Source organism: Actinoplanes sp. NPDC051343 (genome assembly GCF_044455125.1).
Lineage (GTDB): Bacteria > Actinomycetota > Actinomycetes > Mycobacteriales > Micromonosporaceae > Actinoplanes.
The window spans coordinates 57,900-77,563 of the sequence record NZ_JBITEL010000022.1 but is presented as its reverse complement, the minus strand read 5'-3'; the positions used below and the strand labels follow the sequence as shown (position 1 = coordinate 77,563).

The following is a 19,664-nucleotide window of genomic DNA, read 5'->3' as shown; positions in this document are numbered from 1 at the left end:
TCGCTCAGCGACCACGGCCGGCCCCAGCCTGCGGCCGCGAGGAGACGGGTCTCAGGCCGCGCCGACACGGCAAGGTCGGCGGCCGTACCCCGGTAGAGACGGCGCCGCAACTCCCGTACCAGGGTCAGGCATTCGGCCGGGTCCGCGGTACGGCCGTAGGTGGCCGCCACGTGCTCGACGATCTGTCTCAACTCGTCCGGTGTGCGGTTGGGCCGGCCGGTCGAGGCGACCCCGAACGGGATCCACGTCACGCCGGCCGCCGGATAGTACGGCAGCTGGAGGGCACGGTTCGGCGCGCCGAAGGCGCGCGAGGGCGACGGACTAACCCGGACGAACTCGGTGGTGCCGATGTGGTCGCGATGCACGACGTCGACCTGGCGGCCGAGGGATTCGGCGGTGGCTTGCACGAGGGTCCGGATCGCCGGATCCGTCCAGGACACCGTCCAGGCCCGGGTGGTGCCCGCTGTCCGCAGGCGGTCGGCCAGCTCGCTGGCCCGAGCGCTCGGGGTCCGACCGGCGGCGGCGATGGCGTCCACGTCGACGGGGGGCGCCTCGAATTCCGCGGGTTCCTGCCGGTGCAGCTCGGCAGTCTTGGTGGCCGGCAGGATTGCCTTGAATCCGTTCTCCAGCCTGGCCTCGACGGTGACGCCGTGCGGCCCGGCCAGCACATAGGTGACGTCGAAGACGTAGTAGTCGAACTCGCCCCGGCGCTCCTGATTGTGCTCGACGTAGTCACCCTGCGACGACGCCTGCGACGTCTCCCGATTCCGCCGGCCCGAGGTCAGCATGCCCTCGCCGCTGAGCAGGGTCGGCTCGTCCGATGTGCCGATCGGGCGGCCCGCGTTGTGCCCGCCGTCGAGCCCGAGCCCGAACGAGGTGCCGGCGCCGGACTCGTACTCCGCGTCCGGTTCGATGCTGCTCTGCGGGAAGTTCGAGACGCTCTGGTACGGCCCGCGCGTGATGAACCGGCCGCGAGCGGGAACGACCTGCAGGAGTACGCCGTCACGGTGGTCCGACAGCGGGGCCCGGTACTCGCCGCGCAGCATCTTCGCGATGTTCGCGGGCAGGTTCAGTCCGTACATGCCCAGGGCCATCATCTGACCGGACATGTCCCCCGGGGCCAGCCGCGAGCTGAAGACCGGTCGAGTCGGATCGGGATCGGGCGCCTCGGCGAACCGGGCGTGACTCCACGGACTGCCCGCCACCTGCAACCACGGGATGACCAGGTGGACACCCGGGAACGCCAGCGCCTGCGCATGGGTGGCGAGACCGTGGGCCAGACCGGTCGGTGCGGGCGGGACCTGGGCTTGCTGCACCTTCAGTTCCAGGCTGATCGGCGCGGCGGCGATCTCCGGGCGCAGGCCCGCGACGGTGAGATGGGTGGGCACGGTGTACTGGGCACGGCCGCTCAGCGGGCCCAGCACCGTGCCGACGTCGGAGCCGGTCGGCCGGTGATCCTGCCACCACCGCCAGCTCTTGCCGTCGGTCAGCACCTCGATTCCGCGGGCCGCGAGCGCGACGCCGGCCGCGGCGAGGCGGACCGGCTCGAGATCTTTGCGGGTTTGGAAGATCTCGACGTAGAAGTCGTAGTCCTCCGCGAACTCCTGGGAGCTGTCCTGAGCCGTGGAGCGGCGGAAGTCGCGATCGGTCCACTTTGCGCCCTGCTTGCTGCGCCACTCCCGTTGTGTGCTGGCCTCGGCGGTGAACGGCACGCGCAGCCCGTCGGCGCCGCCGTACCGGGCGCCGGCGTGCGCGTGGGCGGAGATCTCGGTCTCGCGCACCTGGAACTCGCTGCTCTGGCTGAAGCCCTGCCCGCCGCTGGTGCCCTTCACGTCGGGGCGCGGCCGCACGTACGAGCTCCCTTCGGCCGCCGGCGTGGCGAACACCCGGATCGCGGTCCGCTTCACCCGTACGCCGCTGCTCCAAGTGTCCATGACTTGGATCAGCCCGGTGGTGACCAGGGCACCGAAGTGGGCGCGCAGCGACTCGTCGCGGAATGCGACCCGCACCGCGCTGAGAACGTCCACCGGCAGCTGTTCGCGGCCGTCATGCAGCACACCATGCTCGGTGAGCCACGCGACGATCTGGGGGAGCACGCCCCCGGAGCGAAACCGGGTGACCTGCGACATGCCGTGGGCCAGATCTGCGTCGATCAACGCCGGCGGCCGCGCAGGCATGGGCAGGGTGGCCACCCCGCCGGTCACCGGCAGTGCCAGATCGAGGGCGAGCACGTGCGGCACGCTCAGCTCGACGCCGCTGAGCACCCGTACGAGGGTCGGCTCGCGTTCGGACGACCGGAACCGGTGCCATCGGGACTCGTGCCAATCCACGATCCGGATCTCGTAGAGCGCGTCGGCCCGGTACAGGTGGGTCGGATAGTCGTCGGTGCTTGCGTAGGTGGCCAGGTTGGTGTGCAGGGTGCCACCGATCGTGGTCCGCTCCACCCCAGACGTCCACGAGACCCCGGCGCCGGTGCCGGCGCTGACCTGGTCGCCGGTCCGCCGGTTCGCCACCGGCGCGTTCGGCCCTTCCGATGGGCCGCTCTGCGAGGGCACGTGATGCGCGTCCGGTGACAGCACGACGCCCACGCCGACTCCGGTCGAGGTCCGCCAGCCGCGATCGGTGGTCCGCTGGTGCCGAGCGTCGGCCTCGGTGTACTGCTCCAGCGGTGCGCTGCTGTGCGCGGCCCGGGCGTCCACATTGTACAGCCGCAATTTGATTACCACCGCCCAGTCGCGCCGGTCCGGAAAGCGCTCGTCGCGGTTGCGGTCCTTCTGCGGAGGCAGGCGCACGACCAGCCCGTCCTGGTCGAGCAGCCAACGAAGATTCGCCTCGAGGAAGGTCCGCGTGAAGCCCCGCTGCAACTGTTCCGGGGCGTCGTTGCGGGCCGCCGTCGAGGTGGTCGCGGCGAGCATCTGCTTGAAGAAGTCGCTGCCGGTCCCCCGCCAGCGTCCACCGGTCGCGCGCTCGACCATCGCTGCGGCGATGTCAGCGATCTCGCTGGTGCCCTCCAGGCTGACGAACAACCCGGTGTAATCGTCAGCGGCCAGGTGCACCTCGGCGCCGGCAGTACCGTCTGGCAGGCTCATCCATCCGGGCAGGTCGCTCACCCGGCCGGTGCGGGCCTCTACGGCACCGAACGTGCGTATCGCATCGGCGGTCAGCGGCTCCAGTGGCCGAAAGATCTCGGCCACGTTGACCCGGGTGCGATATTCGTCGCCGGTCATGGTCCGCGAGGCCGCGGCGACCACGTCACCGGAACGCGCGCGGCTCGTCACGGTGACGACGTACGCCGACCGGTATTCGAATGCGACGTGTTCCCCAGTGGTGCGTCGGCGGTGGTATTCCTTCGCGCCGATGCTCGCCATCAGCTCGGTGCTGTGCTCCCACTCCCTTTCCAGGCTGGGCCCGTTGATGTCGAGGCTGAACGTGCCGTCGATGTGCGCCCGGGTGTTCAGGTCGACGCCGGCGCCGATGCCTTGCTTGTGCTTCTCGCCGATGTCGAGCATGGCCGTGCCCTTGGTCTGCACGTCGAGGTTGAGGCCGGCCTGCGGCGCCGCGCTGTCGAGCAGCTCGTGCAGCTCGGCGGCGACCGCGACGGTGAAGACTACGTCGCCGATCGTCTCCTCGTACTGCAGGCTGCTCCCGGCGGCCAGGTCGGGGTATCCGGCCCGGATGCCCGGCACGCCGAACCGGGCGGCCAGCGCCCGGTCCACGCCGCCCCAGTCCGTGTCGGTCATCCGCGGCCCGGCGCCGCTCGCCGCTACCTGGTGCCGCAGCAGGTCGCGGGCCACCGCGAAGACGTTCTCGGCGCCCGGCACCTCCCGGACCACGCCGGGGCCGAGCCCGGTCCGGGCCGCGAGCGCAGGTGGTTCCAGGGCGGCGGGATCGAACCGGTGCCGCCACACCCGGCCGGGTCCGAACTCGACCGGAACCTGCCCGTCGCCGGTGCGGCGCACGTCGAGCACGAACCGGCTGGTGGGCGCCGGACCGGCCGACGCCTCTAGCCCGGCCAGCGCGCGGTGGAGCGCGGCCAGGGCAGCCGAGTCAGGTGCCGCCTTCAGCCGGTCTGTCACATCGATCTGGGGCACGCCCCCCTCGATCAGGAAGGCGCGCAGGTTCGGCAACCCGGCTTCATCGAGGTCGGCGAGCACGGGTTCGTACCAGGCCGCAATGGGGTCGGCAGTGACGGGCGCCGCGGGGTTGCGCACCCACTCCAACGGCCGGTACTGCGACTCCGGCAGGTCGGGTGACACGGCCAACCGCAGCGCGCCGGTGATCGTGCCGCGCTCGTCCACGACGTACCGGAAGATCGTGCCGGTGACCAGGTCGGCGCCGTCGTCGTCGACCAGGTGGACGTTGGGGTGTGCGAGCACTGCCGCCCAGACACGGACCACCTCCGGCCGGCCAGCAGCGGCCCCGATGTGCTCCGGCGCGGTGGTTCCGGGCGGCAGCAGTAACTGCAGCGGCCGCGCCCCGGCCAGCCGCAGCAGCGCCCCGGGGGTGTTGATGCCGTGTCGGGGGAACGGCGGCGGCAGCGGACGGACGGGCGCGTGGAAGCCGCTCTCGACCACGCCGTCCGGCCGGACCCGATAGCGGAACTCGGCTGGCTCGCGCAGCGGATCGATACGGGCGCCGGGGCCGGTCCACCGGACGTTCGGCTGGGCGACCAGGCGCCGCCAGGTGGCGCTGTCGACCGGCCCGTTGAGCGTTACCACGTCGATCCGGACCGGGTTCTTTCGTATGCGTGGCCCGGTGAGCGCCGCCAGGAGCCGGTGCTTTCCATGGCGCGGGGCCGCGGGGTCGGGATGGTCAGCTCGGCTAGCCCGCAGAAGGTCACGCAGATTCCGTACGCGCCGGGGAATGGGCAATCTCGGCACCAGTTTGGGGCGTACGCGGCCCGGCGAGGCCGGCTCGACCCCCGGGGTCAGAGCGTCGCGCCGGAACAGCCGGTCGTACTGCCGGCCAATGCCGAGTTCGCCGTACAGCCCGGTGGTCAGCGTGTGGCGGCCGTGGGTGGTGGACTCGATCGTCGCGGTGAACCGGAATCTGGTCCGGTAGCGCACTGTCGGCTCCTTGCGCATCAGCGCGATCTTTGATTGCCCCTGGGCGCCGATTGTCCGGATGTGCGTCGACGTCGACCGGGCACCGACCTCGGCGCCCGGCGTGATCAGATGATCGTTGTCCAGCAGGGCGAACTCGGAGACGACCCTGACTGATGCCCCCTCGCTCAGGTTCTCTCCGTAGCGCGCGGTGTAGGTGTCCGCGATGTCGTTGCGCAGGAAGATCGGTTCGGTGGTGCCCAGCTCGGCGACCTCGATCGGCTCCCCGCTCAGCATGAGATGGCCGGCGAAGGCCCGGTCGCGGGAGGTGAACGTCCGCGAGACGAAGCTGCCGCTGAGCCAGTACTGGCTGCGGTCCTTCAGCGTCCGCTCGTTGACCGCCCCGTCGATGTCGCTCATCAGCTCCTCGACGATCGCCGCGTCGTGCAGCAGAGCCGTCAGCCGCTCACGCACAGCCGTCATCAGCGGACGGGGATCGAGAGAATTGATGGTGAAGTCGATGTTGTGGAGGACCCGGCTGTCGAGAACCCTCGTGGTGGTCCTGGACAGGATCTGAGCGCTCCGTTCGTCAGCGGGCACCTGCACGGCGCCTTGGGCGACCGAGAACGCCTGCGGGAAGGCGATCGTCAAGGGGTCGGGAAGGGTGATGTCGCGTGGCTGATCCGCCTCGTCGAGTGGGCGGCCGCGGTCGGTGATCCGGGTGGACAGCGTCACTCGGGCGCCGAACTGGTGCCGGGCGTTGACGAGCGCCCGGTTGCCGGACTGGACCTCGTTCGTCGTGCCGTGGTGTTCGGTCAGGTCCCGGCTCAGCGAGGTCTGGAGGCGCAGGCCGAGGTGCGATAGGCCGGCCCCGGTGAACAGCGAGGCGAGAAACAAGGCCGCGTCCAGGCCGAGGCTCAGACCCAGCGGCCGCCGGAAGCTTGAGCCACGCGCGATCGTGACGTCACCGTACTTGCTCTGATAGGTCGTGAGGTCGGCCTCGTGGCCGGTCGGCTCCTGGTAGCGAAGGTCGTCCAGCCGCAGGGTCACGTCCACCCGCACGTTGCCGTGCACCTGGTGGATCCCGTGCCGGAGCAGCATCTCCCAGTGCTCCGGGCCGGTCTGGCGAAGTGCCCGGACGAGCTGTTCGCGGAGGTGGTCGAGCTCGCCGTCGTCCGCTCGCAGGAGCGACCGTCCCGTCGGGGTCCGGGTCCGCATCTGGTTACGGATGTCGGCGGCCCAGGCGTCGACCACGTGCGCGGTCGGCGGCACCGACACCACCCCGCCGTCGCCGAACGATGCCAGCTCGGTGAAGTACCACGGTGGTTGCGGGTGAACGCCGCCATCGGGCGGGGTAACGACGATCAGCGGAAGGCCCAGCGGGCTCAGGTGCGCGCGCTCGGCCGTCGCGTCGTGCGCCCGGCCGAGCCGGGGGGCCGGCCGTGCCGACGCAGCCGGGATGTCGAAACGGGTCGGGCGTGGTGTGACAGCCAACTCCCAGCGCGAACGCGGGGCGCGCCGCATCGCCGGGACACGGCGGACGCGGGCCGGCGGCCGCCGGACGCTCGACGCGACGGCCGGGGCCTGCGCGGGGCTCACTCGGGAGTGGCCGGTGAACCGCAGGCTGCGCAGCCGGCGGACCAGCGCGACCGCCCAGCGCCGCAGTCGGGCCAGAACAGAGCGGGGAATCGGCCGGTCGGACAGGGCCGGGCGACTGCCGTCGACGGTTCGTGTGCCGTAGGAGTTCCCGAGCTCGACCGGCCGGACGCTAGCGAGGTAGGGCAGCAGGGGGCGGGCCGACGGGCTCGTGCGGGGGCGGAAAGCGAGCCATTCCCCGGGCGCACCGGCGGAGTCCCGGACCAGGCCCATGTTCACCTCGCCGTCGTCGAGCACGACCACAGCGGTGGTGGGCGCCCACACCACCCGCCCCGTGACGTCGGCAACCTGCTGGGCGACGGTGTCACCGTTGGACTGCCGGCCGGCCTCACACACCGCCAGTACCACCTGCGCCGACGGGCCTAGCTTGTGCAGGCTTGGCCGGCGGCGCAGGTGCGTACCGAGACGGGTGCCGGAAGGCGGCACCGGGTGGGGCGCGCCGAACCGGGCGCGTTCGGCCGGTGTGGCCGGCAGTCTCAGCTCACCGTCCCGTCCATGAGCCACCACGCCGTAAAGGAGCGCTTCGGCCGCCCACGGGACCTCGGCGACGTCCTGGTGGCTCCACTGCCAGTCGTCGTCGGCATTGCGGCTTACCGACGCGTAATGCTGCGCTTGGAGATTCAGCCGGTCGGCGTGCGCGGCGGCCACGGCGGCCCCGCTGAGGTAGGCCCGGCCACCGTTGGCAAGTTCAACACTGACCGGATCCTCGGCCTCCCGCAGTTTGGTCACGGGGGCTTCTGCCGACGCGCCTTCCTCGAGGCGAAACACCACGCCGGGCCGGATCGCGACCATTCCGGTGGCGAACGGGCCCAGGTTCCATGCGGACGTCGGGCTGTCCACGTGCAGTTCGACAAGGGGCATGTCCGAGTCGGGTATCGGCGCCCGAGACGTACGGCCGATGACCACCGGTCGCGTGGACGCGGTTTCGGCAGTGGTGAGCGCGTCGATCTGGCTCTGGCGGGACTCCGGGAGGGTTGGGACGAAGACTGTCCCGGTGTACGGGTCGGGGTCGGGCAGCGCGGTGAGGGCCTGGCCGACTTGCTCGGGGTCGGGGAAGTCGCCGGCGGCGAGCAGGAGCCGTAGGGCGTAGGCGGCGCGGAACGCGCCAGTCAAGTTTGGAACGCCGTCCGGCTCCGGGTCGAGCAGCCGGACGATGCGCCGTTCGATCGGGAGGTCCTCCGGCACCTGAAGGATGCTCGGGGAACCTTGTTGAAGGACCGGACCCCACGAACGTAGCTCGTCGACGTCAACGCCCACGACCGTGTCGCCGTCCCTGATCGTGCGCACGAACCTCGCCGGCATCCGGACCTGAACGTAATGCTCGGTGTCATTGCCGGGCTGCGTCACGCCGAGGATGAGCCCGGGACCGCCCGACCGCACCATGTCGCCCAAATAGTCTGGGTTGAGCCAGACATCAAGATTCGGCTGGTTTGCGCCGCCCGGCCGGTCCCGCAGGCCTCGGCGGACGGCGAGCACGACCGGGTGAGCGGAATCGGTGATGCTGGCGCTCGACATATTTTCCAACGACTGCAGGTACGTCCGGGGGGCGGGCGTGCCGGGCAGCACCTCGAGCAGGGTGACGAGATGGTCCGAGCCGTTCGACATCGTCTCCGGGGAGTAGCGAGCACGCCACTCGTGACCTTCCTCGCCGTGCCGCACCGCGAAGATGACGGTGGCATGCCGGGACAGTCTCTCGATGAAGGAACCCTCGCTGTCCCGGATTTCCTGCCGGCTGGCCTGTGCATCCGGATCGGCGGAGACTGCGGCCTCGATCGGATCGGTCAACACGACCACCGGCCGCTCGGCATCTGCCGCCGCGCCTGGATCCACCCCGATCAACCGCAGATACTCTTCGGCGGTGATCGACGGCTCTCCCCTGACCGTCAACCGCAGCTGCGACAAACCGTCGACCAACCCGCCCGGCTCCACCGTCACCCGCTCGACCAGCTCCGGCGGAAACGCCGCCTCCAACGTCAACTGATCCTGCGGAATACCCTGAAAGCCCCATCCCAGCGGCACCGCCACCAAACCCGGCCCGTCGGACCGCCGATAGTGGTTGACCCAGATCCCCGCCGATCCGATCAGGCCGGCCGTTTCGTGGCGTACCACGGTGGCCTGCGTCGCGGGTCCCAAGTGAGTGGCCGGCAGGTCCAGGTGGTAAGCAGCCAGGCTGCTGCCGAGCTCGACCGGGACCGTCGGCGCCGACGGCGCGGCCGGCCCGCGCAACATGCCCACGTCGAGCCAGCGCCGGGCCGCCTCCATCTGCTCGGCCGTGGTAGCCCCTGGCCGCACCGGAACCGCGACGGTGTGCGACGCCCCGCCGGGCAGCGTTCCGGGCGATTCCTCAGCCCAGGCCGGCAGCCCACCGTCATTGCCCTGGCGCATTTCGATGGCCCGATTCAGCCGCTCCCCGTTGATCTGCAGCGTGAGTCCGTCGAGGACCCGACGAACCTGGATCTCGAACAGGTCGGCGGGCGTCTTCTCCCGAACGAATGCCACCGCTGACTTGAGAGTCGTCACGGACCACGCGCCGCTGTGCCCCGCAAGCCAGGCCGACCAGTTGACCGCCGGGCCAGCCACGCCGACCACCACTCCCAGCGGGCCCGGCTGACCATTTAGCAAGCGCTGCTCCGTCTCCGCCCGCAACGCCCGCGCCAGGACCCGCCAGTCGCCGCCCGCGACGTGCAGATAGACCACGAGGACCAGCCGGTCACCGCCAGCGGGAGCGGCAGCGAGGTCGAGAAGCCGGCCGGCCGTCACGAAACCCCACTGCCGGCTGCGAACCGTCCCCCCGTCCTCAGCCGAGAAGAACCCCGTGACCAGCACCGCGCGATCCGGCAACATCACATGGTCGACCGCACGCGCCAACACGTCGGCCGGCGCCGGCCGGCCCCCTACCTCCGCCGGTGGCGCCACCACCCACCGGCTGTGGCCAAGATCGCGCACCGCAGCCGTTGGCTGTTCCACTGCGGCTGTTATGGGCTCGGCCGCCGTCGGCCGCACCGGCAGGCTGCGCCGATTCGTCGGCGTTCCGGACGCCCACCGTTGCCGGGCGTGCAGCTCAACCTGTGCGAGAGCCAGCGGGCTCACCAGGAGTCCGTTGCCGGTCGCGGAGACGGCATTGTTCGCCCGTACCCCCAGCACGGACAGCACCTCGCGGAGAACCTCGGCGGGCGCCACGTCGCGCTGCGGGGCCGCCTCCGGCTCCAGAACCAGGTGCAGCTCCGCGCCGCTCGGCAGCGCGAGCCGCCCGTTGATCGATGCGATCACGTCGTCCACCACCGCCGCCGGGGCCGCGACCGGCAGCCGGAACACCCACGCGTCTTCGGCCGCCGCGAGTTCCACAACCGAACCATCGTCGATGGCGACCCGCCGGAATCGCCCGACAGCCGCCACCTCCGCACCCCGGCCGGGACGGTCGAGCCACCACCAGCCCGGATCCTGGGAGTCGCCGTCGAACCCGGCGCCGTCCGGCAGGCGGGAGACCGACCGGTGGCTACCGGGATATTGGATCTGGCCGGTGCGGCCGTGCCCCTCGCGCACCTCGGTTATGACGATGAACGGCCGCACGCCCTCGCGGGCGAGCGTGGCGATGAACGGATCGGCTTGGATGGCCGGGTCGTCCGGCCAGTTGTTCTCCTGGTCGAGAAGGTCGTGCAGAATCGCGACGGCCTCCTCTGGGCCGGTGACGATGACCTCCACGGGAGTCATGTGGGCGCGCAACCGTGCTGCGGCCTCCGATCGCAGGTCGCGGAGGAGTCCGCGGAACCGCCGGTCGATGGCTCTTGAAGCCGCGCCGTTGGAGGGCGGCACCGTCACCGACACCCCGTCGTCGTCCGGCATCACCTGAAGGGAGGTGTAGTGGAGAGTCTGCAGGGGTGCGGTCAGGTGATACTGCTGGCCGAGCCAGATCGTGGCCAGCGCCGGTTCCGGCAGATCCAGGGCGCCGGCATGACTGGACGGTAGCCCGTCAGCTGGCAGATCGAGGGCCTCGAGCCGCGACAGCAGCCGGGCCGCGATCGCACCCGGCCGCTCGTCGAGGTGCACAGGCCAGGATCCGGCTACCTCCGGCGTCTCGCCGGTGGTCGCGTCGACCTGCCATGCCTGCGGGTCGGAGGTGAAACGCAGGTCGAGGTGGAACAGGGTCCGATCGGGCAGCAGGTAACGTGCGTTCAGCATGCCGGCCGCCCGTTCGGCTGCATCTCGCAGTGCGGTGACAGCAGCGTCGGTGACACCCGCGCCGGCGCGAAGGTCCACGTCGATGCGGTACGCCGACACGGCGGGCGTGCCGGGCCCCCCGCTCTGCAATCGTGCCGCCCAATAGGCCGGTGATGCGCCGCCGCCGTCCTGAGCCGGGGTGACCGGCCGCCAGTCGATGTCCAGGTCGCCGACCTCCGCGGCGATACCGACCACCGCGTCCCGTGGTTGCGACCAGCCGGGCTGGGCCATCCTGGACAGGGTCGTGTCGAGGTCACCGAGCCAGTACCGCGACCTGCTGGCACCGGCGCGGAGCCAGACCTCGGCGCCGCTGGACAACGGTCGCGGAATCCACCTGTCCAGCTGCCTGGAGACGGCGGCGACCACGTCCCCCGGAGCGGGCAGACGGCCAAAGCCGGCCGCCGCCATCCGGGCCAGCAGCGCGCCGGCTCGGTCCTCGAGGAGCCCGTCGAAGATCTGCTCCTGAGCTTCAATGCGCCAGTGCTCCCGCGGTACCTGCCGGCCGCCGTCGAGAACGCCGATACCGATGTCCACCGCGTCGCCGCCGAGGTACCGCCCCAGCATGGCGTCGCGGGCGACGTCGGTGATGAGTGAAGTCAACGCGGGGTCGTCGTCCGACACGTCACCGAGCCGTGCGTGATAGATGGGCTGTTCCCGCAGGTCATAGACCGCCGGCCGTCCGAGCAGTGCCTCGCGCACCGCCCAAGCCGTGTCCATGTTCAGGAGCATGTCTTCCTGCGGGTCATCGACGCCGAGCATCCGTAGGAGGCGGCCGGTGAGGTGTTCGGGCACCGAGTCGGCGCTCCACGAGCCGCTGCTGCCCGGCGAGCCGGGTGCCGACACGGTGATCCGCCATCCGCCGGGCAGGTCCTCGCCGAAAGCCAGGTCGAGGTGGAAGAGCGCCCCGCCGGGAAGCGTGTACCGCCCGTTGAGCTGATCGGCGACCTGCGACACCCGGGCGCGTAACTGGTCGAGTTGCTGCCCGGTGACGCCGGTGCCGGGCTGCAGGTCGAGGGAGATCCGGTAGGCGTCGATCCGTGCATCACCCGTGGTCAGCGCCGCGAAGTCGTAGGAGACCGCGTATCCGCTGTGCGCGCGGCGGATACGGGCGGGCTGCCAGAGCGCGGGGCGCCGCGCACGGTGATCAGCCGACCATCCGATCAACCCAGTGTCGCGCGGCGCCGTCCGGGTCCACTGGAGGCGGCCGCTCTCTTGGGGATACGAGCCGGGTCGCTCGATCCAGTCGGGAACCACGTCGTTGACGGCGTAGATAGCGACGTTCCAGCCATCGGGGGTGTGCTCATCCGGCCGGGCGCCCGAGAACCCCAACACCCGCGCCTGCGGCCGGTCGAGCCCGGTCCGTTCGATGAGCCCTGCCTGCGAGTCGAAGCCCGCCCTGAAGCCGCGCATGAGGTCCTCGTGGATGCTTTGGAGCAACTCGTGCGTCGGCCACTCCCGGGCCGGGACGTACTGCCCGTCGTGGGAGGCGACCAGCCGGACACCGACCCTGCGCATACCGAGTGCCTCCGCGAACGCGGAGATCACCCCCAAGCGGTAGGCCCTACGCCGTAGGGTATCGGCCATTTCCTCGGTCAGCCATCCATCGCCGTATGGGTCCGAGTAGCGGAACAGCGGTTGCGGAGAGACCTCGAAACGCTCTCCGATACTGCCGTGATGGTGCCGTGCGGGTGGCGGCGCGTCCGCGGCGCGCTCAAATCTGAAGCTGTCGCCCTCGGCTCGGTCAAGCTCAGAACCGTCCTCGCCGGCCTCCGACGGTGGCTGCACCTCCAGCGACGGGACCCACCGCTCGTCTGCCGCCCAGTCGTCGCGGACGGGTTCGGAATCCACGGCAGGTGTTTCGAGCGTGTGACCTTCTCTCGCCGGGGCAGGCTGGGGTAGCCTCGAGAGCACCGTTAGCCTCTCGAAGAGGTAACCGTCGCGGATGATCACGTAAACCCGGGGCGGCACGCTGAGCCCGGCCGCGGCCCGTGCGCGAAACTCTTGCACGAGACTCGAGGTGTACAACTCGGCATCGGCCGGCGTGGCGTCAGCTAGGTAGAGCGACAGATCGGCCTCGGACGGAAGACTGGGCAGCAGCGCCTCGACGACCCGCTCCAGCTGCGCCGACCCAGACCCCGTGACAGCATCCGCGCGAGTCAGCAACAGCGGCCCGGCCCGCAGCGGATCAGGCGTGGCGACGGCGCCGAAGACGGGGCCGCTGGCGAGAACCGGGATAGTCCGGATCTCGTCTCGCAAGCCGTCCCCGGCGAGCGGATGGCCGCCCGGCGCCGGCAGGATCACAAGCGGGCGGTCCCCGGACTCACGGATGAGGGAAACCGGGGCGAGACCGGGAACCGGCAGCGCGCGCGGCATCGCGAGCTGATCGAACAACAACAGCCGGCTGCCCGGCCTGGAGGCCGCCTCGATGAACTCGGCGGCGCGGGCCGCACGATCGAAACGGCCGGCCGCCGCCGTGTCGATCCAGCGAAGCACCGTCCGCCCAGGACCGCCGCGGCCGTCGGAGACCAGCCACCGGAGTCGTTCCGAGCCGTCCGGCGGCGCCTCGTGCAGCAGCAGCATCACGTCCGGCCGGCTGTTGAGCATGTGCCAGAGCGTGCCCAAGTCGGCCAGCTCGGCCGGCACCACTTCCACCACGCCCAGCAGGGCGTAGAACGCATCCGGTCCGGGAGCGGCGATGAACGCGTCGAAACGGCGAAGACCAATGCGCGGTTTGGCGAACGAGCCGATGGCACCGAACGGGTCCGGCATACCGCCATGCAGCGCCGCGAAGGCTCCGGCCGCGCGGATCAGATGGTCGGCCAACCGGTCGAGGGCCATCGTTCCCGCCGGCGGCTCCACCCGGGCGACCCAGCCGGCGAGGCGTGCCATCGAAGGGCCGGTGTCGCCGGCCAGGAGAATCTCCCGCGCCTCGGTGATGGCCCGGTACGGTCCGGCCGCCGACACCGGCACGCCGTCGGGGCCAACCAGCAACACCTGCGTCTGCGGTGCTCCGAGGCGCTGCACGGCACGGTCCTGCTGAACCGGAGGCCCCATCACCCCACTCTCCACCCAGCGCACCAACGGGCCCCCGGTGCGGTCGTCGGAGACCAGCCAGGAGACTCGCTCCCTGCCCCCCTCGGGGCGTTCGATTACGAGCAGCATGGCGCCCGGCCGGTGGGTCAGAACCCGCCACAGCTCGCCGAGATGCACCTCGCTGGCCGGCACGAGATCTCCGCCCAGCCAGTCGAGCAGCTCGTCGGCTCCGGCGCGGGCCGGCAACGCGCCGACCGGCCAGCCGTGCATCGCGGAATAGGCGCCGAAGGCCAGCTGCACGTCGAGCCGCGGCGACCGACCCGGCACCGCACTCATCCGGGCCGACCAATCCGCTAACCGCTCGATCGAGGCGGCGCCGCCGCGTGCCGGCTGGGCCGCCGCGACCGTGTCGTCGAACGGCACCGGCCGCCCGGACGGGTCGATCAGCATTAGGCGCGTCTGGCTCCGTGACAGTTCAGCCGGTGTCACCCGTTCCTCGAAACGCCCGGCCATCTGGGTGTCGACCCGGCGGACCCGGACGCCGTGCTCCCTGTCGCGCCCGTCGGCGACCAGCCAGGACACGTGCACCGTGCCGGCCGACCGCTGCTCGTGTACCAGCAGCATGGTGTCCGGCACGCTGGTCAGGACGGCCCAGACCTCGTCGAGATCGACGTCGCGCGCCGCGGTGGTGCGGTCGCCTAGCAGTTCGAGCAGGCGGCCAAGCCTGGGCGTCGTGGCGAACGTGTCGTCCGCTGTCGTGCGCCCCAGGCGGCCGTGCAGGGCCACATAGGCACCGGCCGCCCGAACGACGCAGTCGGTGAACGCGTGATCGGGATCGACGGCTGTGGTGGGCTCCACGGAACCGATCCATTCAGCCAACGCCGCCATCGACGTCGATCCCGGCGGCACACGGTCCCGAATCCGCCACGCGGTCGTGACCAGGTCGGCGAGCTTGTGAGAGGCCTCGGCGGCGGGCAGGCCGGCGCCACCGCCCACGGTCGCCTGCGGCTCGCGGCTCCAGAGCGGCGGGTCGAGCAGCGCCTCGGCCGTCGCGGCCGGCTCGGCACGGCCGCTGTCGAGCGATCGGAGCGCCCCGGCGATCGCCTGGACGGCGGGGCGGGATCCCGGCGACGTCGCCATGGTCGCGGCCATCGTTCGGAGAGCGCCGGCCACCACGCTGCGAGCGGCGCGGTCGCCGCCGCTGAGGTCGGCCAGGCTGGACCAGGCTCGCATGAAGGTTGCGAAGTTGCGCCGATGGCCGCCCGCGCTGTGCACTGCCTGAAGTGCGGTCAGGGCCTGCCCGGCGGCCGGCGAATCGTCGAGCTCGGTCGGCAACCTGATATCGATCTCGTCGGCGGCCGCGCGTGCATCGGGTTCGCCAGCCGAGATCTCGACGATCCGGTCGTACTCCTCGCGGACCTCGCCGGCCATTCGGTCGTGGTGTGCGCGGGCTTCCGGGACGGTCACGAGGCTGTTGTCGTAGGTGCGCACCTCGACGACGACCAGGGGGACCGTCAGCCTGCCACCGTGGTCGTCGGGGCCCTCGAGGGTGGTCGAGATGCCCAGCGCTGTGGCCTGCGAGGCACCGTAGCCGGGGCCGAAGAGACCGCCGTCAAGATAGTCGGCGATCGTCTCAGCCGTCCCGGGCGCGCGGTAGGCCAGTATGTCCGAGGCACCCCCAAGGTCGGCCTCCAGCCGCGGAATCCGCCGGACGATGGCGTCCCGGAAGATTTGGTGGATCTCGTCGCGGTCGACGACGAGATACTCGCGGACCCCGGCGGAGAGTCCGGGGTTGAGGTCGGCCATCGAGATGCGCGACACCACCGGGACGTTGTTCTTTACCAGGCCCGGCCGATCGGGGTAGCTGGCGATCGCGGCGGCGTTGAGGTACAGCAGGGCACCGAAGCCCCGCAGTTCGGCGTGACTGCGGACGTCGACACCTTGGCGCCATGAGTCGTTGATCGTCTCGGCCAAATCCGAGGGGTGGACGATGTGCTCGGGAACGCGCGACCACACGTGGAAACGGGTCGCCAGGATGCCACCGAAGTCCAGGGCGTCCTCGACGTGGGACCGGGCGAGGTAGCGATGGTCGGGCCAGTCCCGATTGTGGCCGGCGATGTGTTCCAGGAACGCGCCCAGTCCAGTCATCGGGACGCCGAAGGTGTGGTAGACCAAAAGACCCGGTGTCCGCGCCCGGGTGTGCGAGAACACGTGGACTTGTTCGGTGCCGGGTGCGCCCTGGAAGCCGTCGTGACCCTCGATGAGGCTGGACAGCGCCGTGCCCTTCTCGTCCTCGGTGACGGTCGACAGGATCGCGTCGAACTCCTCCAGGCGGCGAAAGACCTCGTCCGGATCGAACCGGTCCGCGTCACCCGTGTCGGCGCCGCCTTCCTCGTCGACCACCCGCATAACACCGCTGACGAACTCCGGGATCTTGGCGTCCACCACGGGCAGTCCCGCCGGGCGCCCCTCGGCGTCCGCCTCGTAGAAAACCTGCTCCTCGCCGTCGTAGTGCAGCCGCCGCAGGTCGACGCTGACCTCGAAGGAGCCGTCCACGGAGGTGACCAGGGAATCCCGGAGGACGAGCCGTCGGCCGTCCTCGCGGAAGAGGGCATGATTGAACTCGGCCTCGATGCCAGCCCCGGCATAACGGTTATCGGTTGGGGCGTCCAGCAGTGCTCGTGCGGTCGAGCCCGACTCGGCGATGTCGCCGAGCAGCCCGGGCCGGACGTGACCGCCGGCGTCGACCACCAGCGCACGCGTACGGTGTGGCGCCTCGGCCGGCCCGATGCGGGGCAGCACGCTGTCGGGTGTCTCACTGACGTCGGACAGCCAACGGCTGGCGGTCGCCGGATCGGCTCGCAGGTCGATCCACACGATGGCGCCGTCGGCCAGGTGATGCATCGCGAAAGCGTGGCCGGGTCCGCTGAGTCGGCTCAGATGAACGAACGCCGTGCTGCCCGGCCCCGCCGAGACGACCGCCTCACGTACCTCGGCCCACGTGTCGACCCGCGACCATGAGTCGTTGCCGCCAAGGCGGCCGCGGCTCGGCCCCAGACCGATCGCGTCGTCGTCGCGGGTGGTCGCCGACCGGATCCCGCCGGGGTAGAGCCGTCGTCCCAGCGTGTCCAATAGCACCAGGCAGAGCTGGTCGTCGGGGATGTCGTGCCGGCGGCCCGCCACGTCGGTTACCGCACCGCGAGACAGGTAGGTAATCTGCTCATGGTCGGCCGGCAGCGGCCGGTGGCTGGCGGCAGGCCAGCCGAGTGGCTCGAAGTGGTGCGCGAGCATCGGATGCGGTCCCACGCTCAGCGGACCGCCCGTCGCCTGGATGTGGCGCTCCAAGGTCACGGAGACCGGACTCGGGCCCCTCGGGTCTGCCGTGGGTGGGGCTGTGGCCCTGGCCGCCTCAGCCAGGAACGCCGAGCCGGGTGGGGCGGCGATCAGGCTCGGGTGGCCGGTGCTGAGGGCGTAGCCGTACACCGTATGCATGTCGTCGGGCGAGGAGCGCAGCACAGCGGGGTCGGTGCTGGACAGTGCGATGCCGGCGTGCCGTGCCTGCTCGGCGGCGGCTCGCAGGGCGGTGTCGTCATGCAGGATTGCGCCGAGGTAGGGAACGCTGCCAGGGCCGGCGTCCATCGTGATCTCGCGGTCCGGGAGGGTGATCCCGGCCGGAGAGAGGTTGTGGTCGACCAGCACACCGCCCTGCTGATGCAGGATCGCAAGCCCGCCGGGGTTGGACGCCCCGGCGTCCGTGGAAAGGACGGTCACCCGGCCGGGAAGGGTGGACTCAAGGCCGGGCGCCGCAGTAGCCGCGCCGGGGGTCATCCAGATTCTGGTTTCCCAACCCTGGCCGGAGGCGTGGGCCGTCCAAGCCTCGATGTTTTGCAGCTGACCGCCGGTGGGCGCACCGTCAAGTACGATGTGGACCGTTCGCGGCACCGGCCGGGGGTCCGCACCGGTCGCGCCGACCGTGACGTCGGCCGGCCGACTCGGGGGAATCGGCGCCGGGCCGGTTCCCAGTAAGGCCGCGGGACCGGCCCTGACGGGCACGGGCTCGGGGGTGACCGGCGTGGACCCCGGGCCGACCGCTGCGGGGTCCGAGATCGCACGGGCGGGTGACGGCGCTGCCGACTGGGGTCCGCTCGCGGCCCAGGGTTCAGCCTGCTGACCGGATTCGGCCCAACTGCCCGGCGTCGGCCGCACTGTCTTGTCCGGCACGACCGGGTCAGTCGACGGCGCACCACCTGGCGCCGGCGCGGTCACGGCATTATCCGGCGCCGGTGCGGTCGCTGCCGGCTGCGGCGCAACCGGTCCGGCCGAGGGGGAATCGGCCGGACCGGCTGTCTGCGCCGGCTCGGTGGGCGCCGGTGCGGGCGCACCACCGGAGTCCTGTGCCGGCTGGGTCTGATCGGACTGGGCCGGATCGGACTGGGCTGGTGAGACCGCGAGCAGCGTCTCGCCCACGCCCGGACTGGGTGTGTACGTCGGAACCGGGTCAGAGTCCGAGGGTGGGACGTAGGGCGGCGGCAGGTTGGTGCCGTCATCGTGCAGGTGGTCGCCGCCGGTGTAGCCCCACCCGGTCGTCCGGTGAAGGTGGGCGCCGATCTGGGAGCCGCTGAACTCGGCGGTGCCGGAGACGAAGCCGGACGATGCGCCGCCCAGCGACGAGCCCCATTGCCAGCCCTGCCCTGTCGCGGTGCCGTAAAGGCCTTCGGTGAAGAATTCGGTGGCCGCCTCGTGCGCGATGTTCTCCAGGTATCTGTGGTACCAAGCCTCGGTGGCGTGCCCTCCCGTGGTCAGCAAGGTAGTAGGTGCGGAGGGACCGTCCCTCTCCGGCTTCGGCGACAATTCGGGCCCGGTTCCGTCCAGCGCTTTGTCCGGCAGCGGCTCGACTTCCGGGGCCGGCCCCTTGCCGGGCGTCGGCTTGGGCCCGGGGAGATCGTCAGCAGCGCTGAGGACGGCGTCTTTCAGGTCCGTCGGCAGGGTATCCCCGAGCATCTTCATGCCGAGCCGGAACGCGGCGCCGCCGACCGACTTCAGCAGACTGCCCAGCATCGGCATGATCGCGCCCAGTGCCAGGCCGATGCCCGCACCGAACGCTCCCACCTTGACCGCCTCGAACATCTGGTGGAAGTCGAATTTCGGCCGGACGCCCAGCTTGATCTGCACCAGCTGCACGATCGCGTCCATCAGCACCTGCATCGCGATGCCGATAGCCGCCGCCATCGCGATGTGCACCAGGATTTTGATCATTTCGGCCAGAATGCGGAGTAGGCCCTTGACGAGGCTGGCCAGGAAAGCTTCAATCAGGCCGGGGGCCAGCCAGGCCCAAGTAAGCGCGAACATCAGTTCTACCCACAGTTCGGCGACCGTGGCGAAGATCATCGCTTTGGAGTAGTTCACCTGGGTCGCCAGGTCGTGCATGGCGCCGCCCATGCGGGTCACGTATTTCGAGCCCACCGAGATGTAGCCGTTCTCGCCCACGTAGTCGCGGGCGACGTTCAGGAACGCCTTCTCGGTCTCCCCGATCACCCCGCTGCTCATCGAGTTGATCGCGGCCGACACCAGCGGGAGAACTTGATCCAGGCCGTTGCCGGCCGCGATGTGGACATCGCCTAGCGCGCGCAACTTGTCCTCGTCGGTGTTGGGGAACTGCTCCCCCGACATCCAGATGAGGAAGCCGTTGAGCTCGTCGGAGATCTCGATGCCCAT

Annotated in this window: 1 protein-coding gene (only partly in view); it reads right to left on the bottom strand. The window is 70.8% G+C overall.

Annotated elements, in window-relative coordinates; genetic code table 11:
- Positions 1–19,664, bottom strand: the 5' portion of a protein-coding gene (locus tag ACIA5C_RS45035) for a hypothetical protein (RefSeq protein WP_396066767.1). It extends 10,891 nt beyond the left edge of the window; the window shows 19,664 of its 30,555 coding nt (coding positions 1–19,664); its start codon is at positions 19,662–19,664; the stop codon falls past the left edge of the window.